This window comes from Variovorax sp. 350MFTsu5.1 (assembly GCF_048302515.1).
GTDB classification, from domain to species: domain Bacteria; phylum Pseudomonadota; class Gammaproteobacteria; order Burkholderiales; family Burkholderiaceae_C; genus Variovorax; species Variovorax guangxiensis.
The window spans coordinates 2,620,502-2,644,574 of the sequence record NZ_CP157620.1; the positions used below are offsets into that span (position 1 = coordinate 2,620,502).

General features: G+C 68.7%; 24 protein-coding genes and 1 riboswitch. Of the genes, 4 read left to right on the forward strand and 20 right to left on the reverse strand.

Going from position 1 to position 24,073, the window contains the following annotated elements:
* Positions 1 to 5 precede the first annotated feature (5 nt).
* Together ABL843_RS11725 and ABL843_RS11730 are read right to left on the reverse strand one after the other, a co-directional pair.
* A complete protein-coding gene (locus tag ABL843_RS11725) occupies positions 6 to 905 on the reverse strand; it encodes an ADP-ribosylglycohydrolase family protein (protein ID WP_418119966.1) in 900 nt (299 codons plus the stop codon).
* Positions 902 to 1,468, reverse strand: coding sequence for an NADAR family protein (locus tag ABL843_RS11730; protein WP_418119967.1), 567 nt, complete (start codon positions 1,466 to 1,468; stop codon positions 902 to 904). The genes ABL843_RS11725 and ABL843_RS11730 overlap by 4 nt, the downstream gene beginning before the upstream one ends.
* A gap of 175 nt (positions 1,469 to 1,643) precedes the next feature.
* Between ABL843_RS11730 and ABL843_RS11735 the strand changes: the two genes are divergently transcribed.
* Positions 1,644 to 2,300, forward strand: a complete 657-nt coding sequence (locus ABL843_RS11735) for an NUDIX hydrolase (protein WP_240650515.1) — start codon at positions 1,644 to 1,646, stop codon at positions 2,298 to 2,300.
* Positions 2,301 to 2,312: 12 nt separating this feature from the next.
* On the opposite strand, the gene ABL843_RS11740 is transcribed toward ABL843_RS11735, so the two are convergent.
* The 5 genes from ABL843_RS11740 to ABL843_RS11760 all read right to left on the reverse strand — a co-directional run bounded on the left by ABL843_RS11740 (position 2,313) and on the right by ABL843_RS11760 (position 7,023).
* Complete coding sequence (locus ABL843_RS11740; RefSeq protein WP_418119968.1) at positions 2,313 to 3,545, reverse strand: RNA polymerase sigma factor; 1,233 nt, start codon at positions 3,543 to 3,545, stop codon at positions 2,313 to 2,315.
* Positions 3,542 to 3,907, reverse strand: coding sequence for a YciI family protein (locus ABL843_RS11745; RefSeq protein ID WP_184636585.1), 366 nt, complete (start codon positions 3,905 to 3,907; stop codon positions 3,542 to 3,544). The genes ABL843_RS11740 and ABL843_RS11745 overlap by 4 nt, the downstream gene beginning before the upstream one ends.
* 170 nt (positions 3,908 to 4,077) lie before the next feature.
* Complete coding sequence (locus tag ABL843_RS11750; protein WP_418119969.1) at positions 4,078 to 5,439, reverse strand: NAD(P)H-dependent oxidoreductase; 1,362 nt, start codon at positions 5,437 to 5,439, stop codon at positions 4,078 to 4,080.
* Between the two features lie 4 nt (positions 5,440 to 5,443).
* Entirely contained in the window at positions 5,444 to 6,319 is an 876-nt protein-coding gene (locus ABL843_RS11755) for a phytanoyl-CoA dioxygenase family protein (protein ID WP_418119970.1), read from the reverse strand.
* On the reverse strand, positions 6,316 to 7,023 hold the full coding sequence (locus ABL843_RS11760) for a GntR family transcriptional regulator (protein WP_418119971.1): 708 nt from the start codon (positions 7,021 to 7,023) through the stop codon (positions 6,316 to 6,318). The genes ABL843_RS11755 and ABL843_RS11760 overlap by 4 nt, the downstream gene beginning before the upstream one ends.
* A 127-nt stretch (positions 7,024 to 7,150) precedes the next feature.
* Here ABL843_RS11760 and ABL843_RS11765 point away from each other — a divergent pair, with 127 nt between their 5' ends.
* Positions 7,151 to 8,113 (forward strand): threo-3-hydroxy-L-aspartate ammonia-lyase, encoded by a 963-nt coding sequence (locus tag ABL843_RS11765; protein ID WP_418119972.1) that lies wholly within the window; start codon positions 7,151 to 7,153, stop codon positions 8,111 to 8,113.
* 13 nt (positions 8,114 to 8,126) lie between these two features.
* Here ABL843_RS11765 and ABL843_RS11770 read toward each other — a convergent pair whose 3' ends face one another.
* The 5 genes from ABL843_RS11770 to ABL843_RS11790 form a co-directional block, all read right to left on the reverse strand.
* Complete coding sequence (locus ABL843_RS11770; protein WP_126018370.1) at positions 8,127 to 8,780, reverse strand: ABC transporter ATP-binding protein; 654 nt, start codon at positions 8,778 to 8,780, stop codon at positions 8,127 to 8,129.
* Positions 8,777 to 9,805 (reverse strand): tRNA (adenosine(37)-N6)-dimethylallyltransferase MiaA, encoded by a 1,029-nt coding sequence (gene miaA, locus ABL843_RS11775; RefSeq protein ID WP_418119973.1) that lies wholly within the window; start codon positions 9,803 to 9,805, stop codon positions 8,777 to 8,779. The genes ABL843_RS11770 and miaA overlap by 4 nt, the downstream gene beginning before the upstream one ends.
* Positions 9,806 to 9,890: 85 nt before the next feature.
* Positions 9,891 to 10,865, reverse strand: coding sequence for an alpha/beta hydrolase (locus ABL843_RS11780; protein WP_418119974.1), 975 nt, complete (start codon positions 10,863 to 10,865; stop codon positions 9,891 to 9,893).
* Positions 10,866 to 11,080: 215 nt separating this feature from the next.
* Positions 11,081 to 12,988, reverse strand: coding sequence for a DNA mismatch repair endonuclease MutL (gene mutL, locus ABL843_RS11785; RefSeq protein WP_418119975.1), 1,908 nt, complete (start codon positions 12,986 to 12,988; stop codon positions 11,081 to 11,083).
* Positions 12,989 to 13,025: 37 nt separating this feature from the next.
* Entirely contained in the window at positions 13,026 to 13,523 is a 498-nt protein-coding gene (locus tag ABL843_RS11790; protein ID WP_418119976.1) for an N-acetyltransferase family protein, read from the reverse strand.
* Between the two features lie 48 nt (positions 13,524 to 13,571).
* Between ABL843_RS11790 and ABL843_RS11795 the strand changes: the two genes are divergently transcribed.
* Positions 13,572 to 14,240 carry a DedA family protein gene (locus ABL843_RS11795; RefSeq protein ID WP_126018377.1) on the forward strand — a complete coding sequence of 223 codons (669 nt, stop codon included), beginning with the start codon at positions 13,572 to 13,574 and terminating at the stop codon, positions 14,238 to 14,240.
* 78 nt (positions 14,241 to 14,318) lie between these two features.
* On the opposite strand, the gene ABL843_RS11800 is transcribed toward ABL843_RS11795, so the two are convergent.
* The 3 genes from ABL843_RS11800 to tsaE form a co-directional block, all read right to left on the reverse strand.
* Positions 14,319 to 14,606, reverse strand: a complete 288-nt coding sequence (locus ABL843_RS11800; RefSeq protein WP_126018379.1) for a glycine zipper domain-containing protein — start codon at positions 14,604 to 14,606, stop codon at positions 14,319 to 14,321.
* Between the two features lie 163 nt (positions 14,607 to 14,769).
* The gene (locus ABL843_RS11805) at positions 14,770 to 16,239 is read right to left on the reverse strand and encodes an N-acetylmuramoyl-L-alanine amidase (protein ID WP_418119977.1); all 1,470 of its coding nucleotides are present in this window, start codon (positions 16,237 to 16,239) and stop codon (positions 14,770 to 14,772) included.
* Positions 16,236 to 16,742 carry a tRNA (adenosine(37)-N6)-threonylcarbamoyltransferase complex ATPase subunit type 1 TsaE gene (tsaE, locus tag ABL843_RS11810; protein ID WP_418119978.1) on the reverse strand — a complete coding sequence of 169 codons (507 nt, stop codon included), beginning with the start codon at positions 16,740 to 16,742 and terminating at the stop codon, positions 16,236 to 16,238. Before tsaE ends, ABL843_RS11805 begins: the two co-directional genes overlap by 4 nt.
* Here tsaE and queG point away from each other — a divergent pair.
* Entirely contained in the window at positions 16,728 to 17,798 is a 1,071-nt protein-coding gene (gene queG / locus ABL843_RS11815; RefSeq protein ID WP_418119979.1) for a tRNA epoxyqueuosine(34) reductase QueG, read from the forward strand. The two genes, tsaE and queG, sit on opposite strands and share 15 nt — an antisense overlap.
* A 3-nt stretch (positions 17,799 to 17,801) precedes the next feature.
* On the opposite strand, the gene arsC is transcribed toward queG, so the two are convergent.
* From arsC to ABL843_RS11840, 5 genes are all read right to left on the reverse strand, one after another.
* Positions 17,802 to 18,182 carry an arsenate reductase (glutaredoxin) gene (arsC, locus tag ABL843_RS11820; protein ID WP_126018385.1) on the reverse strand — a complete coding sequence of 127 codons (381 nt, stop codon included), beginning with the start codon at positions 18,180 to 18,182 and terminating at the stop codon, positions 17,802 to 17,804.
* Positions 18,183 to 18,210: 28 nt separating this feature from the next.
* Positions 18,211 to 18,894: a glutathione S-transferase family protein gene (locus tag ABL843_RS11825; protein WP_126018387.1), complete on the reverse strand. Its 684-nt coding sequence runs from the start codon at positions 18,892 to 18,894 to the stop codon at positions 18,211 to 18,213.
* 40 nt (positions 18,895 to 18,934) lie between these two features.
* Positions 18,935 to 19,447 carry a 6,7-dimethyl-8-ribityllumazine synthase gene (locus ABL843_RS11830; protein ID WP_369658612.1) on the reverse strand — a complete coding sequence of 171 codons (513 nt, stop codon included), beginning with the start codon at positions 19,445 to 19,447 and terminating at the stop codon, positions 18,935 to 18,937.
* Between the two features lie 110 nt (positions 19,448 to 19,557).
* Positions 19,558 to 19,729, reverse strand: a riboswitch (FMN riboswitch).
* Positions 19,730 to 19,828: 99 nt separating this feature from the next.
* Positions 19,829 to 22,027, reverse strand: a complete 2,199-nt coding sequence (locus tag ABL843_RS11835; protein ID WP_418119980.1) for a TonB-dependent siderophore receptor — start codon at positions 22,025 to 22,027, stop codon at positions 19,829 to 19,831.
* A gap of 273 nt (positions 22,028 to 22,300) precedes the next feature.
* On the reverse strand, positions 22,301 to 23,395 hold the full coding sequence (locus ABL843_RS11840; RefSeq protein ID WP_418119981.1) for a DNA glycosylase AlkZ-like family protein: 1,095 nt from the start codon (positions 23,393 to 23,395) through the stop codon (positions 22,301 to 22,303).
* Positions 23,396 to 24,073: the final 678 nt, after the last annotated feature.

A 24,073-nucleotide genomic window follows, 5' to 3' on the forward strand; every position in this document is an offset into this window, starting at 1 on the left:
CTTCGTCAGCCGGCCAGCGCGAGGAGCTGCCCGGCCATCTCTTCGATTTCCGCGCGCATCACGAGCTTGTCGAGCCAGTCCCGCGGGATGCCTGCGACGCCGTAGAAAGCTCCTGCCAGCTGGCCGCAGATGGCTGCAGTGGTGTCGGCGTCGTCGCCGAGGTTGGCGGCGGCGAGCACGGCTTCCTCGAAGGAGCCGGTGTTCGCGAAACACCAGAGCGCCGCTTCGAGCGATTCGACGCAGTAGCCCGATCCCTTGATCTGCCTGGCGCTCTTCGAGGCATGGTCGTTCCGCGCCAGGGCCGTGACCTTCTCGCTCAGAGGCGTCAGCGGTTCGGTCGAGAGGATCGCAGCCTTGCCCTTGCCAAGCAGGGCCGAACGCAGCTGCAATGCGAAGAGCCGCGAGCATTCGATGGCCTCCAGCGCGCCGTGCGTCGTGCGCGTGCTTTCGCCGGCCTGCTTCCAGGTGGCCTCGGCGCTCGCCGCGTAGAACATCGGCACCGGCGCGAGCCGCATCAGCGCGCCGTTGCCGGCCGTGCGCGGATCGGGATCTCCGGCGAAAGGATCGCCCGAGGCCAGGTAGCGGGTGAGAGCCCCCGACACCGTCAGGCCGATGTCGAAGCAACTGCCGGTGCTGCTCATGTAGCCCACGCTGCGCCAGTTGCAGTAGCGGTTCATCTGGTCGATTGCGTCGAAGCCCTTGCAGTGGATCAGGCTCGCGGCGAGGCACAGGGCCATCGAGGTGTCGTCGGTCCACTCGCCCGCGACGAGCCCGAAGGGCCCGCCGCCGTGCATGCCCGTCACCGGCGCGAAGCTCCCGCGCGTGCGGAACTCGACCGTGGTACCCACCGCGTCGCCGCAGGCCAGACCGAGCAGGCAACCCCGATAGCGCTCGATCACGTTCATGGCCGCTGCCTCAGCGCCTCGCGCGCGGCCATGAGCGCGAAGCCCAGCAGGTTGAGCCCCTTCCATTCGCGCGGGTCCTGCGCGAGCGGATCGTTGGCGGCACGTCCGATGCCCCAGATCGGATCGACAGGGCTGGCCTCCACCAGCACATGGTGGCCCGTGCCGAGCAGGAAGGCGCCGAGTTCCGCGTTCTGCGAGAACTTGGCGATGTTGCCCTGTGTCACGATGTCCAGCCGGGCGGCCACCCATGCGGCCTCGTCGAAGCCGCGTATCTCGCGGCCCAGCTTCTTGGCCTCGCCGGGCGTGCGCGCGGCGAGGATGCGAACGCAGATTTCTTCATCGCCGAACAGGCGCGCCTTGCCGGCCATCATGAAATGCTCGGCCGTGCGGTACCGGACGCCGTCGACGGTGAACGCGGCTTCGAACCACTGGCTGAAGCAGCTCTTGTTCACGCCGGTCTTCGGCGCCTGATGGCCCCAGAAGAGAAGGAACTCCGGGCGATGGCCCTGCGCGAAGTAGGCGGGCAGCTCGCGGGTGCTGCGGGGTGTGACAGCGGTGTTCATTTCGTTTTCCTTGTTCTTGTCTTGACTACGATCTTGTGTGAGTTGCTCTGTGCAACTAAATGAGGGTTGTATAGTACAACTAATAAACCAGCAGTCAAGTTCTCAAGTGAGTACTCCATCTTCCGGATTTCCGCCACTGACCTTCCCGCGCCCGCTGGTCACCGTCGACATCGTGATGTTCACCGTACTCGGCGACGCCCTCCAGGTGCTGCTGGTGAAGCGGCCCGCCGACACCGACGAGCCCTTCCCGGGCAAGTGGGCCTTGCCCGGCGGCTTCGTGAACATCGACGAAGACGCCACGCTGCTCGACTGCGCGCTGCGCAAGCTGCGCGAGAAGACGGGCGTGGTCACGCCCTACCTGGAGCAGCTGGGCAGCTGGGGCGGCGCGCAGCGCGATCCGCGGGGCTGGTCGGCCACGCATTGCTTCTACGCGCTGATCCCCGCGCAGGCGATGCAGCTGCGCAGCGGCGCGAACGCGACCGAGGTGGCGTGGTTCGAGGTCGATGCCGCCTCGCGCAAGCGGCTGGCCTTCGACCATGGCGAGCTGCTCGATGCGGCCGTGGCGCGGCTGCGCGGCAAGGTCGAATACACCTCGCTGCCGGCCTTCCTGCTGGAGGAGCCGTTCACGCTGCCGGCGCTGCAGCACACCTACGAGGTCGTGCTGGGCAGGGCGGTCGACAAGAGCGCCTTTCGCAAGCGCATGCTCGACGGCGGATTCATGGAAGAGGCCGGCATGGTCACCGGCAGCCTGGGGCGGCCGGCCATGAGCTACCGGCTGCGCGACCGCTCGCAGGCTGCGCTGTTTCCGCGCACCTTCAACGCGACGAAGTAGCTGGGCGACGGCTCAGAGCCGGTCCGACATCGCGTGCAGGTACGCACGCACCGCCGCGTTGGAACTCAGCCCGATGGCCCGGTCGAACGCCTGACGGGCGGCGGAGCGCGCACCACCGGCCGCGAGCAGATGCGCTCGTGCAGCCCAGTACGGCTGGTAGTTCGCCACGTCCTGCGCGGGAATGGCTTCCAGCGCCCGCAGGCCGATCTCCGGGCCGCGCGCGTTCGCGAGCGCGCAGGCGAGGCTGACCTGCGCGCCGATGCTGGTCCGCAGCGCCAGCAGTCCCTCGTACAGCGACACCAGCGCCTCGGGCGGCACCGGTGCGCCGACGCGGCGTTCGCAGTGGGCCGACTGGATCGCGGCTTCGAGCTGGTAGGCGCCGAGCGACTTCATTTCGGACGCGCGGCGCAGGCAGAGCTCGGCCTCGGCGAGCAGGTCGGGGTTCCAGCGCAGCGGGTCCTGCTGGTCGAGCGGCACGTAGGCGCCGGTGTCGCTGCGGCGCGCAGGCATGCGGGCCTCGCAGAAGAGCATCAGCGCCAGCAGGCCCAGCGGCTCGGGTTCGGTGGGCATCAGGCCGCAGAGGATGCGGCACAGGTCGATGGCCTCGGTGGTGAGGCCGCGCGGCAGGGCGTCGGCGCCGTCGATGTCGTCCCAGCCGGTGCCGTAGGCGGCGTAGATGCCATCGAGCACGTCCTGCAGCCGCTGCGGCAGGTCGCGCGCCTGCGGGTATTCGAAGGGAATGCCGGCTGCCCGGATGCGGGCCTTGGCGCGCACCAGCCGCTGCCCGAGGGTGGAAGGCGCGGTGAGGAAGGCGCCGGCCATGCGCGCCGCGTCGAGGCCGAGCACGGTCTGCAGCATGAGCGGCGCACGTGCCGGGGCATCGACGGCCGGGTGCGCGCACACGAAGAGCAGGCGCAGCCGCTCGTCGGGAATGGCGCCGGCGCCGTCGGCGGCGTCGTCGACTTCACCCGCGAGCAGCAGCAGGGTCTGCGTGGCCTGGTCCTGCACGCGGCTGTGGCGCCAGGCGTCGAGTTTGCGGTGGCGCGCCACGCTCAGCAGCCAGGCGTCGGGCTCGGCCGGAATGCCGTCGGCGGGCCAGCGTTCGAGCGCGCGGGCGAAGGCGTCGGCCAGTGCGTCTTCGGATGCGGCGATGTCGTGGGTGCGCGCGGAGAGGATGGCCAGCAGCCGGCCGTACGACTCGCGCGCCGCCCGCTCGGCGGCCCAGTGAACCGCCGGGTCGCTCATGCAGCAGCCAGGGCCGTGGTCACGAAGACGGGCCGCACCTCCACCCCGCCGCTGGTCGCGCAGGGCGCACGCGCGGCCCATTCGAGCGCGGCGTCGAGGTCGGGAACGTCGATCACGAAGTAGCCGCCGAGTTGCTCCTTGGTGTCGGCGAAGGGGCCGTCCTGCACCTGGCGCCTGTCGCCGCGCACGCGCAGCGTGGTGCCGGTCATGGGCGGGAAGAGGCCGTGGCCGCCGAGCGAGATGCCCGACTGGCGCACGGCGTCGGCATATGCGACCCAGCTGGCGCGGTAGGCCTGCGCGGATGCGTCCTCGCGTTGCTCGAATTCGGCCGCGGGCTGATAGAACATCAACATGTACTGCATGGTGTCTCTCCGTCGTGGAAAAGCTTGCTGAGCAGGATCGCTCACCACAATGACGGCCCGCCGGCGGTCATTTCGACACGGGTCTCGTGTCGAGCAGAACATTTTTTACGTGGAAGCCGCCCGGTGCAACGGTGGCTGCACCGAAGCGAAAAGTTCTCGGCCCGCCTCCTTCAGGCGGCCTCTGCCTGCGCCGCGGGCGCGAACAGGGCTTCCATCTCGTTGCGCAGCTTGTAGGCCGCGGTATTGGTGTCGATGGCCACGTCGGCCCAGCTCAGGCTCTGGCCCTTCTTCACCGGGCGCACCAGCCTGATGTTGTGCGCCAGCCCGAGCGGCAGGCCGCCCAGGCGCAGCGAGCGCCCGGCCGGCAGCAGCTTGCCCCAGACGGTGTAGCCGCCTTCTCCGTCGAGCATCTCGCCGGCGGCCAGGTCGCGCTTGGCGGTGGCGACCACGTCGGCGTTCCAGCAGGTGGCCACGCCGGTGGCCTCGCCGCGAAGCGCCACGCTGGCCACCGACATGCCGACCTCGAGCCCGATCAGGTGCCAGCGCTTGTAGAGCGTGAAGTAGCGCCCGCTCGGGTCGGTGTGGGCGTTGTATTCCTCGAAGCAGTTCTTGATGTATTCGGTCTCGGCCTCGACCGTGACCCACACGCCCATGCGGATGTCGTACGGGATCTTCCGTCCGTCGGCTTCCAGTGAAGAGACCACCTCGACCATGCCCTTGCGCTCCAGCACGCCGCCTTCGCTCCTGGGCCGGGTGACGAAGGGAATGTCTTCCACGCTCGCGGGCGGGTAGAGCAGGCCGTCCGATGGCACGGCGAGGCCGGTGGCGTTGGCCACCGCCGAGCTTTCGATGGAAGGCTTGGAGCCGTCGAGGAAGCTGTTGAACATCTTCGGATTGAGCCCGCCGCGTTTCGCCTGCTCGGGCGTGAGGCCGTAGTTGCCCCACACCGTCTCGGGCGTCGATTCGGTGAAGTGCGGCAGCCACTTGTGACCGCGCCCGGCCGCCACCACCGGAAAGCCGCAGGTGCGCGCCCAGTCGACCAGGTCGCAGATCAGCGCGGGCTGGTCGCCGAAAGCCAGCGAATAGACCACGCCGGCCTGTTGCGCCCTGCGTGCGAGCAGCGGGCCGCAGAAGGCATCGGCCTCCACCGTCACGTTCACCACGTGCTTGCCGTGCGCGAAGGCATCCAGGCAGTGGTCCACCGCCGCGATGGGGTTGCCGGTGCACTCGACCACGATGTCGATGGAGGGCTCGCGCGTCACGGCCTGCCAGTCGTCGGTGATCCAGGTGGTGCCTTGCTTCAGCGCCTCCTGCACCGATGCGGCGGCGGCACGGCCGGGCTCCCAGCCCACGCGTTCGAGATTGACGCGGGCCGCGTCCGGCGACAGGTCGGCAATCGCCACCAATTGCACGCCGGGCGTGCGCGGAATCTGCGCGAGGTACATCGAGCCGAACTTGCCGGCGCCGATCAGGCCGATGCGGATGGGGCGGCCTTCGGCTGCGCGCTGCTGCAGGCGGGCGTGGAGGCTCATGTCGTCAGGCCTCCACGGTGTCGAGCACGTCGGGCGAGGTGCGCAGCGCGCTCTCGGGCAGGCCGTTCTTCCACGGCACATCCACGGGGTAGGGCTTCAGCAGGCAGTCGTCGGGCAGCAGCTCGATGGGCGTGAAGTCGCGGTGCGCGATGTACTCCGGGCGCTTGTGGCGGCGGATGTGGTTGCTGACGGCGCACAGGCTCAGGTACACGGCCACTCGGTTGAAGGGCGAGAGATTGCTGCCCGAGGCATGCACCAGGCAGCTGTGGAACAGGATCATCGACCCGGCCGGCCCCTTGGGCGAGACGATGCCGCCCTGCTTGCCGCCGGCGCGGTCCACCAGCTGGTGGATCAGGTCATTGTCGACGGTCCACAGCGGGTAGCTGGTGGTGGTGAGGTCATGCTTCGCATCCACCACGCCCTTGCGGTGGCTGCCCGGGATGAACATCAGCGGGCCGTTGTGCTCGTTCACGTCGTCCAGAAAGATTGCGACGTTCATCGCGCGCTCGGTGGGCATCAGGTCGTCGTTGAGCCAGGTACCGTAGTCCTGGTGCCACTGCCACACGTCGCCTTCGAAGGCCATCTTTCCGTTGATCTTGAACTGGTGCATGTACACGTCTTCGCCGAAGAGATCGGTCACCGGTTCGACCATGCGCGGATGGCGCGCGAGCCGCGCGAAGGGCTCGCTCACGAGGTGCGCGGCGAAGTTCGTGCGCACGGCGTCGGAGCCTTTCTCGCGCACGTTGAAGGCCTCGCGCTTCGCGTAGAGATCGGGCACCGCGTCGGTCAGCACCTTGGTTTCTTCGGCCGAGAAGTGGCCGGGGAAGAACAGATAGCCGTCGCGCTCGAACTGCGCGCGCTGCTCGGGGTTGAGCTTCATGCCTTGTCTCCTTTTTGCTTGGGGGGAATGGCGGTGTGGGTGGATGCGGCATGCGCCAGCAGCCGTTCGCTCAGTGCCTCGCTGGCCCGCGAGACGTGTTCCTCGCTCAGGCGCGCGGCGCGGTCCGCGTTGCCTGCCGCGATGGCGTCGGCAATGGCCTCGTGCTCGTCCCACAGCGTCTCGCGCTGGGGCTCGGCCTGCAGCACCGCGCCCATCGCGCGGCGCAGGTGGCGCCAGTGCGGATCGGCGCTCTGCGCGATCAGCGGATTGCCCGATGCCTCGTAGATGGCCTGGTGGAAGGCCACGTCGGCATCGATCATGGCCTCCACGTTGCGCCCGCGCGCGGCGCGCCGGCCACGCTCGATGAGCTTCGGGTCGATGCGAAAGCGCTGCCGCGCCGCCAGCCGCGCGGCCAGGGCATCGAGCGCACCGCGCACCTGGTAGACCTTGCGCATCGCCTCCGCTTCGAGCGGGGCTACAAGCACGCCACGGCCGGGCGCGTCGAGCACGAAGCCGTCCTTCTTCAGCAACCGCAGCGCCTGCAGCACCGGCTGGCGCGACACCGAGAGGCGCTGCGCGATGTCTTCCTGCGTGATGCGCTCGCCGGGTGCGAGCGTGCCGCTGCTGATGGCGCCGAGCAGGGCGCGGTAGACCTGGTCGACGAGGTCGGGCGCGACCTCGATGCTGACGAGCTGGGCGGGCACGGTTGTCTCCTTGCGCCGGGTTCTTTGAACTCTGTATACAGAGTACGGAGTTCAGGGCTGCCGCGGCTAGCGGGTTTTTACCCATTGGTGCTGCAAAAGAACGGAAGCCGCCGCTAAGCTCGACCCCATGCAACTACCCACCTACGACGACGTCATCGCCGCAGCCGCGCGGCTCGAAGGCCATGCCCACCGCACGCCGGTGCTGCGCTCCACCACTGCCAACGAGCGCTGGGGTGCCGAGTTCTTCTTCAAGTGCGAGAACTTCCAGCGCATGGGCGCCTTCAAGTTCCGCGGCGCGTTCAACGCGCTGTCGAAGTTCGATGCCACGCAGCGCAAGGGCGGCGTGATCGCCTTCTCGTCGGGCAACCACGCGCAGGCCATCGCGCTGTCGGCGCGCCTGCTGCAAATGCCCGCCGTGATCGTGATGCCCAAGGACGCGCCGGCCGCCAAGGTCGCGGCCACCAAGGGCTACGGCGCCGAGGTGGTGATGTACGACCGCTTCACCGAGGACCGCGAGGCGCTGACGAAGAAGCTGGCGCAGGAGCGCGGCATGACGATGATCCCGCCCTATGACCACCCCGACGTGCTCACCGGCCAGGGCACGGCGGTGAAGGAACTGATCGAGGAAACCGGCCCGCTCGACCATCTGTTCGTATGCCTCGGCGGCGGCGGGCTGCTCTCGGGCTCGGCGCTGTCGGCACGCGCGCTGTCGCCGGACTGCAAGGTCTACGGCGTGGAGCCCGAGGCGGGCAACGACGGCCAGCAGTCCTTCCGCGCCGGGAAGATCGTGCACATCGAGACGCCGAAGACCATCGCCGACGGCGCGCAGACGCAGCACCTGGGCGAGTACACCTTCGGCATCATCCGCCGCGACGTGGACGACATCTTCACCGTCACCGACGAGCAGCTCGTCGACGCGATGCGCTTCTTCGCCGAGCGCATGAAGATGGTGGTGGAGCCCACCGGCTGCCTCGCCTTCGCGGGCGCGATCGCGGCGGGCAAGGCGATCGCGGGCCAGCGCGTGGGCGTGCTGATCAGCGGTGGCAACGTCGACCTGTCGCGTTTCGCGGCGCTGATCGCACCGCAGTAACTCTCGGCCTCGTTCAGGCCCGGATTCCGCTGGCCGTGAGGTGCAGCAGGCGATCGGCCTGCGCGGCCGCGCTTTCCGAGTGCGTCACCAGCACCAGCGAGGCACCGTGCTCGCGGGTCTGGCCGATCAGCAGCTCCATCACCTTCGCGGCGGTGGTGGGGTCGAGGTTGCCCGTGGGCTCGTCGGCCAGCAGCAGGGCGGGGCGGTGTACCAGCGCGCGTGCGATGGCCACGCGCTGCAGCTGGCCGCCCGACAGCGTCTGCGGCAGCCGCGTACCCATGCCGGGCAGGCCCACCGCCTCGAGCATGTGCGCGATGCGGCCTTCGCTGTCCTTCTGCTGCCCCAGCAGCATCAGCGGCAGCGCCACGTTCTGCGTCACGTCCAGGTGCGGCAGCACGTGGAAGGCCTGGAACACGAAGCCGACATGCCGCCGCCGCCAGAGCGCGCAGGCTTCGCCGTCGAGCGCGCCGATGTCGACGCCGTCGTGCGTCACCGTGCCCTGGTCCCAGCTGTCGAGGCCGGCCATGCAGTTGAGCAGTGTCGACTTGCCCACGCCCGATTCACCCACGATGGCGACGAACTCGCCGGGCTCCACGGTGAGCGTCACGTTCTCGAAGACAGGCGCATCACCGTAGTGCTTGCCGAGGTTGGAAATACGCAGCGTCATCTGGGAGCGACGGCCTTGGCCATGAGTTGAACGGCGGCCTGCACCGCGTCGGGAGCGTCGCAGGCGATCACGGTGCGCTGCGGCATGCTGCGCAGCCAGGTGATCTGCCGCTTGGCGAGCTGACGCGTGGCGGCGATGCCGCGCTCGCGCAGCTCGGCCATCGCCCTGGCGTCGGGCGCCGCGCTGCCGGCCGCATCGAGCGTTTCCCAGGCTTGCCGGTAACCGACGCAGCGCATCGAGGGCAGGTCGGTCGAAAGATCGCCGCGTGCGCGCAGGGCACGCACCTCGTCGAGGAAGCCTGCGGCGAGCATGGCGTCGAAGCGCTCGGCGATGCGGCCGTGCAGCCACGAGCGGTCGGCGGGCTCCAGCGAGAACAGCGCGCCGCCTTCGACAGCGCCGGCTGCCTTGTTGTCGCTCGCATGGAAGCTCGACAGTGGCTGGCCGCTGCTCTCCCACACTTCGAGCGCGCGCTGGATGCGCTGGCTGTCCTGCGGCGCGAGCCGTGCGGCCGTGACCGGATCGACCTGCGCGAGCCGCGCGTGCATGGCGGGCCAGCCAAGTGCGGCCGCGTCGGCATCGATGCGCGCGCGCACCGCGGCATCGGCCGCGGGCATGGCGTCGATGCCGTCGAACAGCGCCTTGAAATAGAGCATGGTGCCGCCAACCAGCAGCGGCAGCGCGCCGCGCGCGCGGATCTCGCCGATGAGCCGCGTGGCGTCGGCCACGAAGGCGGCGGCGCTGTAGCTCTCGCGCGGATCGAGGATGTCGATCAGATGGTGCGGCACGGCGGCCTGCTCGGCGAGCGTGGGCTTGGCGGTGCCGATGTCCATGCCGCGGTAGACCAGCGCCGAATCGACCGAGACGATCTCCACCGGCAGCAGGCGCGCGAGCGCCAGCGCAGCGGCCGTCTTGCCCGAGGCGGTGGGACCTGCGAGCGCGATGTAGCGCGGTGGAGCCGGGGAGGGCGCGGCATCGGGCGATGCGCGGGTGGCGGCCTTCGCGGCCGCGTCGGAACTGGGAGACATGGTGCGCCGAGCGTAGCAAATGGCGCGGGCCCGGCAGCGTGCCGGGCCTTGGGTGGAGGCGGGGGAGGTGGGGAGGTGGCCGCCCTCAGATGGCGGCGGGCACTGGCGGCTCGACCTTGCCGCTCACGTCCTGCGGCGTGAGCGGGGCCGAGGCAGCCGGCGGCGCGAGGCGCGGCGTCGGCCGCACGCCGGCGTTGCTGGCGACCATGTTCTCCGGCTTCATGCGGAACAGCTGGGTCAGCGCCGCGCGGTACTGCGCCTCGCCGATGGAATTGGTGTTGTGGTGCGAGCCGCCCTCGACCAGCACGAACATCTTGGGCCCGGTGGCCGCGTCGTACAGCTTGCGGCCCAGCGTCGGGTTGATGAGGCTGTCGGCCGTGCCGTGCACCACGAGCAGCGGCGAGCCGATGTCCTTGACCGCGTTGATCGCCTCGAAACGCTGCGTGATGAACGGGCCGAAGGGCAGCCAGCCCCACTTGAAGCCGCTGACCACGTCGGCGATGGAGGTGAAGGTGCTCTCGACGATGGTGCCGCTCTCGTCCTTCACGTGCGCCGCGAGATCGATGCCGATGGCGCCGCCGAGCGAGTGGCCGAAGATGTAACGGTGCTGCCTGGGGTGGCGAGCGGCCAGCCAGGTCCAGGCGGCGCGGGCGTCCTCGCGGGCCGATTCTTCCGAGGGCAGGCCCTTGGAGCTCTTCCCGAAGCCGCGATAGTCGATGGCCAGCACAGAGAAGCCCAGCTCATGCATGCGCTGGATGCGTGGTGCCGAGCCGGCCACGTTGTAACGGGCTCCGTGCAGATACAGCAGGACAGGAGTGGCGGTGGTCTCGGGCGCGCCGCCCAGCCACAGGCCGTGCAGGCGCGCGGGCTCGCCGGTAAGGGAGGACTGGAAGTCGATCCACACGTCCTCCATGCCCTGGGCCATGGAGGCGGTGTTGCCCCAGCTGCGGTCGCTGGGCTGGAAGATCCATTCGCGTTGCTGCTCGTCGAGCGTCGAGCAACCGGCGGCAAGCAGTGCACACAGCGAGAGGACAGACGCGAGGAGGGTCCAGCGTTTCATCATGGGTTTGAGGGACAGCGGAGTCGGCTCGAAAGTTCACCTGCTTTCACCTTGATGCGCCGACACAGCAGCAAGGTAACTCCCTGAAACAGTGCTCGCCGGCACTTTACCGAGCACATGCAACGGATGTGCCTGGGATTTCGCCGACTGCGGAAAACCCTAGAAAAAAGGCTTAAAAATGTCCGAAAACCGCGGATCGGCCGGGGGTTCGCTGCTTATCGGCCACGCATGAAGAGCGAATCCAGCTCGCGCACCGAAAGCTGGCGCCAGGTCGGCCGGCCGTGGTTGCACTGGTCCGAACGCTCGGTGGCCTCCATCTGGCGCAGCAGCGCGTTCATCTCGTCGATGGTGAGCTTGCGGTTGGCCCGCACCGCGCCGTGGCAGGCCATGGTGGAGAGCAGTTCGTTCTGGGCGCGCTGCACCACCGTGCTGGCGTCGTGCTGGCCCAGTTCGGCCAGCACGCTGCGCGCGAGCTCCGCCGGATCGCCGTCGGCCAGCGTTCCGGGCACGGCGCGCACCGCGAGCGTGCGCGCCGAGAAGGGCGTGATCTCCAGCCCCAGCGTCGGCAGCACCTCGGCGCAGGCCTCCGCCGTGGCCACTTCCTGCGGCGTGGCAGCGAAGGTCGCCGGAATCAGCAGCGGCTGGCTGCTGATGGCAGCGCCGTCGAGTTGCGTCTTGAGCCGCTCGTAGACGATGCGCTCGTGTGCCGCGTGCATGTCGACGATCACCAGGCCTTGGCTGTTCTCCGCCAGGATGTACACCCCCTGCAGCTGGGCCAGCGCGCGGCCCAGCGGCCAGGCCTCGTCGTTGTTGGCGATGGACTGCGTGCCAGGGCTCGGCGCAAGGGGAAGTCCGCTCGGAGCCTGGAAGCTTGCCGGCGCCGCGCTGGCAGCGGGCCAGGGTGGCGGCGCGGAAGGTTCCGCCGCATGCAGCGCAACCTGCCGCGGCTGCTCGCTGCGCTGGGGCCACATGGCTTCGAAATCGCCGGTGCCGCGTTCGCGCGGCGTGAAATCCATGGCCGGCTGGGCCCAGCTTGCGTTCGGGGGCAGCGGCGCCTGCTTGAAGAAGGGCTGCGGCGCGCCTGCCGGCGCTGTCGCGTCATTGGCGCGCGGAGCCGCCAGCGCGTCCTCGACGGCATGGCGTACGGCCTGGTGCACCTCGCGCCCGTCGCGAAAGCGCACTTCGATCTTGGTCGGATGCACGTTCACGTCGACGCGCGACGGATCGATTTCGAGGTACAGCGCATACACCGGCTGGCGCTGGCCGTGCAGCACGTCTTCATAGGCGCTGCGCACCGCGTGCGACAGCACCTTGTCGCGCACGAAGCGTCCGTTGACGTAGAAGAACTGATGATCGCCGCGCGAACGCGCCGCGTCGGGAATGCCCGCGCGGCCGACCACGCGCACCGCGCCGCCTTCGCGCGCGACGGCCACGCTCTGCGACACGAACTCGTCGCTCAGCGCATCGGCCAGCCGCTGCTCGCGCGTGGCGGCTGCGCGCCACTGCTCGACCAGCTTGCCGTCGTGCCAGATCGAGAAGCCCACCTCGGGCCGCGCCAGCGCATGGCGGCGCACCGCCTCGATGCAATGGGCCAGCTCGGTGGCGTCCGTCTTCAGGAACTTGCGGCGCGCGGGGGTCGCGAAGAACAGCTCGCGCACTTCGACGGTGGTGCCGGTGGAGCGGGCCACGGGCCGCAGCTCGCCGGTGCGCCCGTCGAGCGCGAAGGCCGAATCGGAGCCCGCGAAGCGCGAAAGAATGCTGAGCTCGGCAATCGCATTGATGGCGGCCAGCGCCTCGCCGCGAAAGCCCATCGTGCCGACCGTCTCCAGGTCGTCGAGGCTGGCGATCTTGCTGGTCGCGTGGCGGCGCAGCGCCACCGTGAGTTCCTCGCGGGGGATGCCCAGGCCATCGTCTTCCACGGAGATCAGCCGCACGCCGCCGGAGGCCAGCCGCACCGTGATCTGGCCGGCACCTGCGTCCAGCGCGTTGTCCAGCAGCTCGCGCACCACCGAGGCCGGACGCTCGACGACTTCGCCGGCGGCGATCTGGCTGATCAACTCGTCGGGAAGCTCGCGGATCGGGCGGCGTTGTGGGGGGGAGATGGTGGTGGGGAGGGCGCTCACCGGGGCATTCTAAAAGCGCGGGTTCCGAGGCGTCCGCTCAGGGCTGCTGCAGATGCTTGAACATCACGTAGGCATCCACGAAGCCGTGCCGCGGATGCCTGAACGCGCCCGGCAGCGTGCCGACGATCTCGAAGCCCATCTTGCGCCACAGGCGCACCGCGCCTTCGTTGGTGGACACGACGAAGTTGAACTGCATCGCGCGAAAACCCATGCGCAGGGCCTCCTGCTGCGAGTGTTCGCACAGGGCCGATGCGACACCCATGCCGCGCGCCGCGTCGGACACGACGTAACCGCAATTGCTTACGTGCGAGCCCTGGCCCGGCTGGTTGGGTCGCAGGACGTAGGTGCCGAGCACCGCACCCTGGTCGTTGCAGGCGACGAAGATCGCCGTTGGCACCTTCATCCACGAGTGGCGTGCCTGTTCCTCGGTCACGTCGGGCGCATACGTGTAGGTGTCCGCGCGGCGGAAGGTGGGTTCCAGGACTGACCAGATGGCGGGCCAGTCCGCATCCGTGGCGGCGCGTATGTGCAGCATGGGGTGATTCGCGAGTGCGTCGAGGTCGAGCAAGGATAATCCGCGCCCATGGAAATCATCAGCTTTCTCGTCGACTTCATCCTTCACGTCGACAAGCACCTCGAGGCCTTCGTCATCGCCTACGGCCCCTGGGTCTATGCCTTGCTGTTCCTCATCGTCTTCGTGGAAACCGGCGCGGTGGTGATGCCGTTCCTGCCGGGCGACTCGCTGCTCTTCATCGTCGGCGCGCTGTGCGGCGCGGGGCTCATGAACTATCCGCTGGCGTGCGGCATCCTGATCGCGGCCGCGATCCTGGGCGACCAGTGCAACTACTCCATCGGGCGCTACTTCGGGCCGAAGGTGTTCCAGTGGGAGAACTCGCGCTTCTTCAACCGCAAGGCTTTCGACCAGGCCCATGCCTTCTACGAGCGCTACGGTGGCATCACCATCATCCTCGCGCGCTTCATGCCCTTCATCCGCACCTTCGCGCCCTTCGTGGCCGGCGTGGCCGAGATGAACCGCGCGAAGTTCACGATGTTCAACGTGGTGGGCGGGCTGATCTGGGTGCTGGGCATCGCCACCGCCGGCTACTTCTTCGGCAACCTGCCTTTCGTGCGCCAGCATCTGGACAAGATCATCTGGGCGCTGATCTTCGTACCGGGCCTTCTGGCGATCTACGGCGCGTGGCGCGCCTCCAAGGCCGAGAAGGCGCGGGAGGCCCAGGCCTCGCAGGCCTGATCCGACTTCGCCAACCAATGAAAAAGCGCGCCCGGGGGACGCGCTTTTTTCATTCAGGCCCGTTGTTCAGACCGTGCATCAGTAGTTCGGCCCGTTGCCCGGGTAGTAGCCGCTGCCGCGCGGATAGCGTTGCTGGTTGTAATAGTTGCGTTCATCGGCATTGCGGCCGACCTGGTTGCCGATGAGGCCGCCGATGGCCGCGCCGCCCACGGTGCTCGCGGTGTTGCCGCCGATGGCATTGCCCACCAGAGCGCCGCCCACGGCGCCTACGCCGGTCCCGAGGTTCTGATTGGGACCGCTTGCGCAACCCGCAATGGTCATGACCGAAGTGGCTGCGGCTGCAGCGATCCAGAGACGTGTGTTCATGATGTCCACCTTTCGATGAGTGATGGTTCATCATGTCCAAAGCACCCAGGTGCGCCGTGTAGGAACCAGCCGCACGTGCCTGTGCGGCCTCGCGGGGCGCACTGCGTGGGACAGGAGTGCATGCTTTGGCCCTACAGCCGGAAGCGGCGGGGCCGGAGCGCGATCAGAGCTGCCGGCTGCGCGCCAGCGGCGGGTTCTGCGCGAAGTAGCGCTGGATGCCGCGCATCAGTGCGTCGGCCAGGTTTTCCTGGTAGTCGACGCGGCGCAGGTTGGCTTCTTCTTCCGGGTTGCTGATGAAGGCGGTTTCCACCAGCACGCTCGGAATGTCGGGCGCCTTCAGCACGGCGAAGCCGGCCTGTTCGACCTGGCCCTTGTGCAGCCGCGCGCCGATGCCCTTGATTTCGCCGAGCATCGCGCCGCCGAGCTTGAGGCTGTCGTTGATCTGCGCGGTGGTGCTCATGTCGAGCAGCGCTCGCTGCACCTGGGCCTCGTGGTTGCCCACGTTCACGCCGCCGACGCGGTCGGCGTCGTTCTCCTTGTTGGCGAGCCACCGTGCGGCGCTGCTGGAGGCGCCGCTCTGGCTCAGCGCGAACACGCTGGCGCCGCGCGCGGCGGGCGTGGTGAATGCGTCGGCGTGGATGCTCACGAACAGGTCGGCCTGCACGCGCCGCGCCTTCTGCACGCGCACGCCCAGCGGCACGAAGAAGTCGGCGTCGCGCGTGAGGAAGGCGCGCATGGGGCTGCCGTTCACGCTGCTCGCGTTGATGCGCTGGCGCAGGCGGTGGGCCACCTGCAGCACGATGTCTTTCTCGCGCGTGCCGTTGGGGCCGATGGCGCCGGGGTCTTCGCCGCCGTGGCCGGGGTCGAGCGCCACGATGATGATGCGGTCGGTGCGATTGGCCGTGGCTGCAACCGGTGGTGGGGGCGGCACGGGCGGTGCTGACGGCGCAGGGGGCCTGGCAGGCGCGGCGGCCACCACGGGAGGCGGTGGCGGCGTCACAGGCCTTTCGCCGCCGGCCGTTGCGGCGGGAGGCGGCGATTGCGGGCCGGGTCGCATCGACTGCTGCGCCATCAGGTCGCCGAGCGGATCGGCGGCCGGTGCAGGCGCGGTTGGCGGCGGCGCGACGGCGACTGCGGAGCCGCCGCCCGAAGCGCGCGGCGCATCGCGCAGGCGCTCGGCGATCAGCGCTTCCATCGGGTCGATCGCCTGCTCGGGGTACAGGTCGAGCACCAGCCGGTGCTTGTAGGCGGCCACGGGCGCGAGCGAGAACACCTGCGGCACCACGGCCTGCTTCAGGTCGAACACGATGCGCACCACCTTCGGTGCGTTCTGCCCCACGCGCAGGCCGTTGATGTACGGGTCGCCGGGCTTGATCTTGCCGACCAGCTCGCGCAGTTCGGGGTTGAGGTCGATGCCCTCGATGTCGACCGCGAGCCGAGGCGGGCTGCCCACCACGAGCTGCTGCGAGTTCAGGCGTACGTCGGATTCGATGGTCACGCGCGTGTAGTCGGCGGCGGGCCACACGCGCACTGCGAGGATGGTGGCTCCGCGCGCGATCTGGTGCACGCCGAGCATCAGCGCAATGCTGCCGCCCTGCAGCAGCACGCGCCGTTTGAGGCCGGCCGCCTTCATGCGGCGATGCGCGCCAGCAGATCGCTGCCGCGAGCGGTGTTCGCCAGGAGGGTCACGCTGCGTGTGTCGTCAGTCATTGCTTCTATTTTAATAGCGAGGTCGGCAATTGGCGTACGGCCCGCGGCGTTGTCCGGCCACTCGGCCAGCTTGAGGCCCGGCCCGGCGAAGATGTCGCGGAAGCCGGCGTCGTCCCATTCGCGCGGATCGGCGAAGCGATAGAAGTCGAAATGGAAGATCTGCAGCCCGTCGGGCGCCTCGTGGGGCTCGACCACCGCGTAGGTGGGGCTCTTGATGCGCCCGGTGATGCCCAGGGCGCGAAGCAGGTGGCGTACGAAGGTGGTCTTGCCGGCGCCGAGGTCGCCATGCAGTTCGATGAAGGCGTCGCGCAATGCGGGTGATGAGGCCAGCGCCTGCGCGAAGGCTTCGGTGTCGGCTTCGCTGCACCAGCGCAGGCTGCGGGTGCTTTTGTGCGTTTCTACAATCGGCAAGTGATCGTCAGCCATCCACTCGTTGTTCGTATTCAGGCCTTGGCCAGGGAACTCGGATTCTCCCAAATCGGAATCGCGGGCGTCGATTTATCGAGCGCCGAGGCCGGTCTGATGCAATGGCTGGCCCATGGGTTCCATGGCGAGATGCAATACATGGAAACGCACGGCACGCGCCGTGCGCGGCCGGCCGAGCTGGTGCCGGGCACGGTCAGCGTGATCACCGCGCGCATGGACTACCTGCCGCGCAGCACCGAGCCCGAGTGGCAGGCCATCGAGTTCGACCGGCTGGAGCGGCCCGGCGAGGCCATCGTGTCGGTCTACGCCCGGGGCCGCGACTATCACAAGGTGCTGCGCAACCGTCTCGCGAAGCTGGCCGAGCGCATCGCCGAGGAGGTCGGCCCCTTCGGCCATCGCGCCTTCACCGACTCGGCCCCCGTGCTCGAGGCAGAGCTGGCCTCGCGCAGCGGCCAGGGCTGGCGCGGCAAGCACACGCTGGTGCTCGACCGCGACGCGGGCTCGATGTTCTTCCTCGGCGAGATCTACGTCGACATGGAACTGCCGCCGAGCGAGCCCGTCACCGCGCACTGCGGCAGCTGCAGCGCCTGCATCGACGTGTGCCCGACGCAGGCCATCGTGGCGCCGAAGCGGCTCGATGCGCGCCGCTGCATCTCGTACCTCACCATCGAGCACGCTGGGCCCATTCCGGTCGAACTGCGTCCGCTGATGGCCAACCGCATCTACGGCTGCGACGACTGCCAGCTGATCTGCCCCTGGAACAAGTTCGCCAAGAAGAGCACGCTGCCCGACTTCGACGCGCGCGAAGAGCTCACCGGCCGCACGCTGGCCGATCTCTTCGCGTGGACCGAACAGGACTTTTTGCGCCGCACCGAAGGCAGCCCGATCCGCCGCATCGGCCACGAGCGCTGGCTGCGCAACATCGCGGTGGCGCTGGGCAACGCGGCACGGGTGGGCGAGGGCGGTGCGAAGGAAGCGCTGGCGACGCGGGCAGAGTACCCGAGCGAACTGGTGCGCGAGCACGTCGCCTGGGGCCTGGCGCAACGCGCAGACTGAGCCTCAGGCCGGCAGGATCTCGCGCACCCGCTCCCACGGCCGGCACATCAGCGTGCCGCGCGGCGAGACCACGATGGGCCGCTGCAGCAGGATCGGGTGCTCCACGATGAAGTCGAAGATCTGGTCGTCGGTCCATTTCGGATCGGCGAGGTTCAGCTCCTCGTAGGGCGCTTCCTTGGTGCGCAGCAGGTCTCGCGCGCCCATGCCCATGGCCTTGGAGAGCTCGCGCAGCTTCTTCTTCGAGGGCGGCGTTTCAAGATAGAGAACGATCTCGGGCTCCACGCCGCTTTCGCGGATCAACTGCAGCACGTTGCGCGACGTGCTGCAGTTGGGCTTGTGGTAGATCGTCATCGGGTAGGCGGTGGTGGGGGTGCGTGCGGTCATGGTGCCGATGATAGGAAACAGGCGCCGCTCAGCTTTCCTGTGCGTCCATCGAGAACGGAAAGCGCGCCTCCCAGAATTCCGCCAGGCGCGGATCTGCATCCACGCGGCGCACCACCTGCGCCATGCGCGGCGCCACGCGATAGAAGCGCCTGCGGCGCGGCGTCCAGCGCGACACCACTGTCACGTACAGGTCGAGCATGCTGATCTTCTCGCCCAGCAGGTAGGGCGCGGGCTCGTCGATCTGCGAATCCATCAGCTGCCAGCAATGCGCGATGCGCTCGGCGGTGCGTTCGAGCATCGCCGGCTGCGCCGCGGGGTCGGGCACGAGGCGCGAAGGCTCGTCGCGCACCCAGAACATCGAATAGATGGCGGCCGGCAGGTAGACCATCCAGCGCAGGTAGCGCGCACGCAGGGGGTCGTCGGGCGCGGGGCAGAGTTGGGCCTCGGGATAGCGGTCGCCCAGCCAGAGCAGGATGGCCGCGCTCTCGGTCATCACCTCGCCCGAAGGCAGCACGAGCGCCGGCACCTGCCGCATCGGGTTGACGCCGGCGACCCGCTCGCGCTCGGCATCGCCCTCCCACGGGGCGATGTCGACGGTCTCGACCTGCGCGCCGATCAGCGTGAGCGCGGCGTGCACGGGCGTGGCGCCCGAGCCGGGGGCGCCGTAGAGGGTGTAGCGGTCTTCGCGGGCGGAGGTGGATGGCGTAGTCATCCGCGCAGGTTACTCAGGCCCGCCCCCGATGTCACGTAGGTCAGGCGGCCAGAAGCGCGTCCACCTTCTTCAGCCCTTCGAGCGTCTTCACGCAGGCTTCGGCCACTTCCGTGCCCTTCACCGCGAAATGGCGGTGGAAGTACTTGCGGTGCTCCACGTGCTCGTGGAAGTGGTGCGGCGTGAGCACGGCCGAGAAGATCGGCACGTCGGTTTCCAGCTGCAGCGACATCAGCGTGCTGACCACCGTGTTCGCCACGAACTCGTGGCGGTAGATGCCGCCGTCGACCACCAGCGCGCAGCCGACGATGGCCGCGTACTTGCCCGAGTTGGCGAGCCGCTTGGCGTGCAGCGGAATCTCGAAGGCGCCCGGCACGTCGAAGATGTCGATGAGGTCGCGCGCCACGCCCTGGCGCTCCATCTCCTCGAGGAAGGCGTCGCGCGCCTGGTGGACGATGTCGGAATGCCACTGCGCCTCGACGAATGCGATGCGCGTGCCGCGCGGCGAACCCGACGCGGTGACGGCGGAGAGGGGAAGGTCGTTGATCTGACTCATGGTGTGCCTCTTGAAGAAAGCAGGTTTCCTGAATCAGGGCGCACGAAACAGCGAGCCCGCTCGCGCGCCGGTTCGCCTGAAAAAGCGCAGCGCGCGGGCCGACCCGCATTTCGCGCTCTCTTTCATCCGGACTGTGACCGTCGGCTTCGGAATCGCACCGAAATCTGCTGACCCTGGAGCTCATTGCGAGCCCCAGGCGCTCGCGGGCTTGTGCTGCCTTTCCTTCCGGAACATGCCGCCATCACCGCCGGTGGGGAATTTCGCCCCGCCCTGAGAACGCTTGCCGCGCGGCGAACCGCGCAGCGGGGGCGATTCTAGGTGGCACCCACGGTGCCGGCCTGTCGCCCCCGCGCCAGACCTTCGCCCGGACAAGGATTTTCTTCAGAAGCGATACGTGGCCGCCGCAGTCACGGTACGGCGCTGGCCGTAGAAGCAGTCGCCGCGCGCGAGGCAGGTGGTCAGCTGAACCTTGTCGGTCAGGTTGCCCACGTTGAGCGACAGGCGCAGCGGGCCGTTGTCCCAGGCGAACATGGCGTCCAGCAGGGTGACCGAGGGCACCGGGTTGGCGTCCATGCCGTCGTACGACTTGCCGAGGTAGCGCACGCCGCCGCCCAGCGAGAAGCCGGGCACGCCGCCGATGGAGAAGCGCCGCATCAGCCAGGCCGAGGCGGTGTGCTTCGGCACGCCCGAGATGCGCTTGCCCAGGTCGGAGCCGGTGCTGCGCGACACGCGCGCATCGGTGTAGGCGTAGGAGGCGACCCAGTCCCAGTCGCGGCCGATGCTGCCCTTGTATTCGAGCTCCAGCCCCTTCACGTGCACCTCGCCGAGCTGCACGCTGTTGAGCGGATTGGTCGGGTCGGTGGTCTTGCGGTTGGTGTCGCGCAGGTCGTACACCGCCGCCAGGAACGAGGTGCGCTGGCCTTCGGGCTCCCACTTCACGCCGGCTTCCCACTGCTTGCCGCGCTGCGGCTTGAAGGGCTTGTTGTTCACGTCCGCGCCGCCCAGCGGCAGGAACGACTCGGCATAGCTCAGGTAGGGCGCCCAGCCGCCATCGGCCAGGTAGACGAGGCCGGCGCGCTTGGTGGTGGCCTTGTCGTCGACCGCCACCGCAGGGCGGCCTTCGGTGTCGGTGGTGGCCTTGTCGTGGCGCAGGCCCAGCAGGCCGATCCAGCGGCCGTACTTGACCTGGTCCTGCACGTAGATGCCGGCCTGCTTCTGCAGCACCGCGGGCTGCCGCGTGAGGAAGGTGGGCGCGGTGTAGTTGCCGTACACCGGCGCGTACACGTCGAGCGCGCCCGCGCGGCCGCGGCCGGTGAGCTGCGAGGTCTCGTTGCGCTGGAAGTCCGCGCCGACGAGCAGCGTGTGCTCCGCCGCGCCGGTCTTGAAGTGCGCCTCGGCCTGGTTGTCCAGCAGCAGCATCTTGCCGCCGTTGAGCTGCACGATCAGGTCGCGCTCGATGGTGCGCTGGTCGGCATTGAACACCGGCCGTGCCGGGCGCCCCGTGAGCCGGTTGGCAGTGAAGCTGGTGTACGAGGAGTTGTAGACCACCTTGCTCTCGGTCGAGCGCAGGTTCTGCCTGAAGGTCCAGGTGTCGTTGAAGCGGTGGCTGAACAGGTAGCCCAGCGAGGTGTTGCGCGTGTCGTAACGGTCGAAGCCCGGCTCGCCGGTGAAGGTCGAGGTGGGAATCTGTCCGTAGAGCGAGGGCAGCAGCGTGCCCTGCCACGGGAAGAAGCCGATCAGCGAGCCGCTCTTGTCCTTCTGGTAGAGCGCCTGCAGCGTGAGCGAGGTGTCGGCGCTCGGGCGCCAGGTGAGCGAGGGCGCCAGCAGGATGCGGTCGTCGGGCACATGGTCGACCTGCGTGCCGCTGTCGCGGTTGACGGCCACCAGGCGGTAGAGCCACTTGCCTTCGGTGTCCAGCGGCCCGGTGAAGTCGGCCGCGACCTGCTTGCGGTTGTGGCTGCCCAGCTGCACCTGCACCTCGCGCTGCCGCTCGGCCTGCGGCCGCTTCGACACCAGGTTCAGCACGCCACCGATTCCGCCCTGGCCGTAGAGCACCGAAGAGGGCCCGCGCAGCAGCTCGACGCGTTCCAGCATGTACGGATCGACACGCGTGGTGTTGTACACACCGTAGCTGCGCTGCAGCCCGTCGAGGTACTCGATGGCATCGCCGCCGCGCACCTTGAAGCGGTCGACGCGGCTGTCGAAGTTGCTCGACACCACGCCCGCCGTGTAGTTGGTGGTCTCGCGCAGCGTGAGCGCGCTCTGCGCCTCCATCTGGTCGCGTGTCACCACCGAAATGGCCTGCGGCGTCTCGATCAACGGCGTGTCGGTCTTGGTGGCGGTGCCGCCGCGCCTGGCGACGAAGCCGGTCACCGGGCCGGTCGCGCTCTCGACCGCGTCACCGGTCACGGTGATGGTCGGCAGGGCCTTGCGGGTCTCGGCGGCTTCGTCTTTTTCCTCGGCGTAGGCTGGTATGGAGGCGCCCAGCGCCATGGCGGTTGCGGCGAGCGTGGCGCGGCGGGTATGCGAAATGCGCCAGGTGGGGCGCCAAGCCGGGCGCCGATGCTTCTTCGATGTCATGTGCAGCTTCTCCTGTGTCCTGCGTTTGGGGGGAGTGGCTGCGGCGTGCGCCGGATGTGGGCGCGCCATGGCTTCTCGTCTCTGATCCGGTGATTCCGTCGATCCGGACGAGCGCAACCGGCGGCTCGCTTCGGGCTGGCGGCCGGTGTGTTTTGTGGGTTCTTGTTGCGTCGTCGCGGGCAGCTTTTTCGGCTGCGGTCTTCGTTCCTTCGAAGACGGCTGGCGCCCGTTGCGGGCGGCTGGCTGAGGCCGGCGATTATAGGAAGAAAGACGTCAGCGCCCGGCGAGAAACAGCGTCATGCGCTGCAGTTCGTCGTCGAGCGCCGCGCGGAACTCCGCGTCGCGCGGCCTCTTGTCGGCATAGCCGAACACCGGCTTCAGCCGGCCCTCGGGCGAGCTGCCGAAGTTGGCCCAGCCGATCACGCGGTCATGCCACAGCATCGGCAGCGCGTAGTAGCCGAACTGGCGCTTCGGCGCGGGCGTGTAGGCCTCGAACTTGTAGGTCCAGCCCCAGAGCAGCTCGAAGCGGCGGCGGTCCCACACGACAGGGTCGAAGGGCGCGAGCAGGCGCACCGCGTCGTCGGGCGCGTGGCGGCGCGAGGCCGGGTTCTCGTCGGCGGGCCAGAACCAGGTGGTGCCGTCGATGCTGCAGCTGGCGAGCTCCTCGCGCGCGATGCGCAGCGCGGCCTGTGTCTGCGCCGCGAGGTGCGGCGCGCCGTAGCCGAGCAGCCGCACGAGATACGTGAGGCTCGATGCCGGCAGCGGCGCGTACTTGCGCACCACCAGCTCGATGAGCGCCGCCGCGCGGCGCGCGCGCCCGGCAGGACTGTCGTCCGCGGGCACGTGCGTCACCGCCTCGTAGACGCGCGTGCCGCTGTCGCGCCGCACCACGCGCAGCATGCCGCGGTAGTGCATGCCGTCGAGCAGATGCGTGGTCGCGTTGCTGGAGCCGCCCCAGTAGTTCTTGACGCGGCCGTGCGCGAAATGCTGCTCGACCTGGCGCGGATGCACCGGGCCATGCTCCTGCACGTAGGCGAGCACGTCGGCCGCCTTGCGCCGTGTATCGGCGTCCCATGCCTGCCTGGCCTCGCGCGGATGCATCAGCGCCAGATGCTCGCGCGGCAGGAAGCCGTAGTTGACGAGGCAGTCTTCCTCGACGGCGAGGCGCGTGTAGCGGTTTTCGAGATCACCCGCGCGGTAGTCCTTCACGCGGTGGCGCAGCGTGAGGTCTTGCGCGCGTGCCGGGGCTCGGATCGGGTCGGCCTGCACGAAGCCGAGCCGGCGGATGGCGGCGGGCAGGGTCGTTGGCTTGAAGAGGGTGCGCGCCACTGCGTAGCGGCGCAGGTCGTCGAGGGTCGGGGCAGGCATCGGCGGATTGCAGCACAGGCGGGGCGGTTTCGCTTTGCTGGGTTTGTTTGTTGGCGCTGTTGTTCGGGGCGCGCTCACGCCGACGGGGTACCTTGCTCCGCGAATGTCCTCCGCCCTTCAGGCTCCCCCTTTATTTCGCTGCGCAAGGCACCCCATCGGTGTGAGCGTTCAGCACCGCTGCGGCATTGGCTCATGGGCCTACGCATGGCGCATTGCGGAAGCTGCATTTGTTGGCAGTCTGCGCGACTTCGTGCTGTGGCAGCGGCTACTTCGCCGGGTTCTTCTCTAGAGTGAATGCCCCTGTCACTCGATACCCCACCAAGGGGACCAGAAAGGCGCCACCCACTCAAGCCACCCAGATGTTCAAAGGCTGCTTGCCTCGCGGCAGGTCGTCGGTGCGAAAGCAGCGACGCAGATGCGAGGTATCAAAAGGCGACGGCCAGGGTGTTACTAGCACCCCAGCCGTCTAACCAAGTTCGTGCAACACCTTGGAAGGACCGCACAAAAATGGCTACCAAGACTATAGCCCGGCCTCGCACGCCGGTAGCTTCCGCAGAAACCGCCCAACAAGACCCGGCGGATCTTCTTGAAAACACCCTTACCCAACTCGAAGCTTTGCTGTGGGTCTGCCACGGGGAAGAGATCGACTGGTGCAGCGGGGACGGGCCTCGACGACTG

Bases quoted from the DNA above. Each gene is read 5' to 3' on its own strand.
- ABL843_RS11825 (WP_126018387.1), bottom strand. From the start codon at position 18,894: ATGACTACGCCATCCACCTCCGCCCGCGAAGACCGCTACACCCTCTAC.
- ABL843_RS11835 (WP_418119980.1), bottom strand. From the start codon at position 22,027: ATGACATCGAAGAAGCATCGGCGCCCGGCTTGGCGCCCCACCTGGCGC.
- ABL843_RS11750 (WP_418119969.1), bottom strand. From the start codon at position 5,439: ATGAGCCTCCACGCCCGCCTGCAGCAGCGCGCAGCCGAAGGCCGCCCC.
- ABL843_RS11790 (WP_418119976.1), bottom strand. From the start codon at position 13,523: ATGCTGCACATACGCGCCGCCACGGATGCGGACTGGCCCGCCATCTGG.
- ABL843_RS11725 (WP_418119966.1), bottom strand. From the start codon at position 905: ATGAACGTGATCGAGCGCTATCGGGGTTGCCTGCTCGGTCTGGCCTGC.
- ABL843_RS11795 (WP_126018377.1), top strand. From the start codon at position 13,572: ATGGAAATCATCAGCTTTCTCGTCGACTTCATCCTTCACGTCGACAAG.
- ABL843_RS11805 (WP_418119977.1), bottom strand. From the start codon at position 16,239: ATGAAGGCGGCCGGCCTCAAACGGCGCGTGCTGCTGCAGGGCGGCAGC.
- ABL843_RS11740 (WP_418119968.1), bottom strand. From the start codon at position 3,545: ATGAGCGACCCGGCGGTTCACTGGGCCGCCGAGCGGGCGGCGCGCGAG.
- tsaE (WP_418119978.1), bottom strand. From the start codon at position 16,742: ATGGCTGACGATCACTTGCCGATTGTAGAAACGCACAAAAGCACCCGC.
- miaA (WP_418119973.1), bottom strand. From the start codon at position 9,805: ATGTCTCCCAGTTCCGACGCGGCCGCGAAGGCCGCCACCCGCGCATCG.
- ABL843_RS11735 (WP_240650515.1), top strand. From the start codon at position 1,644: ATGTTCACCGTACTCGGCGACGCCCTCCAGGTGCTGCTGGTGAAGCGG.
- ABL843_RS11780 (WP_418119974.1), bottom strand. From the start codon at position 10,865: ATGAAACGCTGGACCCTCCTCGCGTCTGTCCTCTCGCTGTGTGCACTG.
- ABL843_RS11830 (WP_369658612.1), bottom strand. From the start codon at position 19,447: ATGAGTCAGATCAACGACCTTCCCCTCTCCGCCGTCACCGCGTCGGGT.
- ABL843_RS11765 (WP_418119972.1), top strand. From the start codon at position 7,151: ATGCAACTACCCACCTACGACGACGTCATCGCCGCAGCCGCGCGGCTC.
- ABL843_RS11800 (WP_126018379.1), bottom strand. From the start codon at position 14,606: ATGAACACACGTCTCTGGATCGCTGCAGCCGCAGCCACTTCGGTCATG.
- arsC (WP_126018385.1), bottom strand. From the start codon at position 18,182: ATGACCGCACGCACCCCCACCACCGCCTACCCGATGACGATCTACCAC.
- ABL843_RS11755 (WP_418119970.1), bottom strand. From the start codon at position 6,319: ATGAAGCTCAACCCCGAGCAGCGCGCGCAGTTCGAGCGCGACGGCTAT.
- ABL843_RS11770 (WP_126018370.1), bottom strand. From the start codon at position 8,780: ATGACGCTGCGTATTTCCAACCTCGGCAAGCACTACGGTGATGCGCCT.
- ABL843_RS11745 (WP_184636585.1), bottom strand. From the start codon at position 3,907: ATGCAGTACATGTTGATGTTCTATCAGCCCGCGGCCGAATTCGAGCAA.
- ABL843_RS11840 (WP_418119981.1), bottom strand. From the start codon at position 23,395: ATGCCTGCCCCGACCCTCGACGACCTGCGCCGCTACGCAGTGGCGCGC.
- ABL843_RS11730 (WP_418119967.1), bottom strand. From the start codon at position 1,468: ATGAACACCGCTGTCACACCCCGCAGCACCCGCGAGCTGCCCGCCTAC.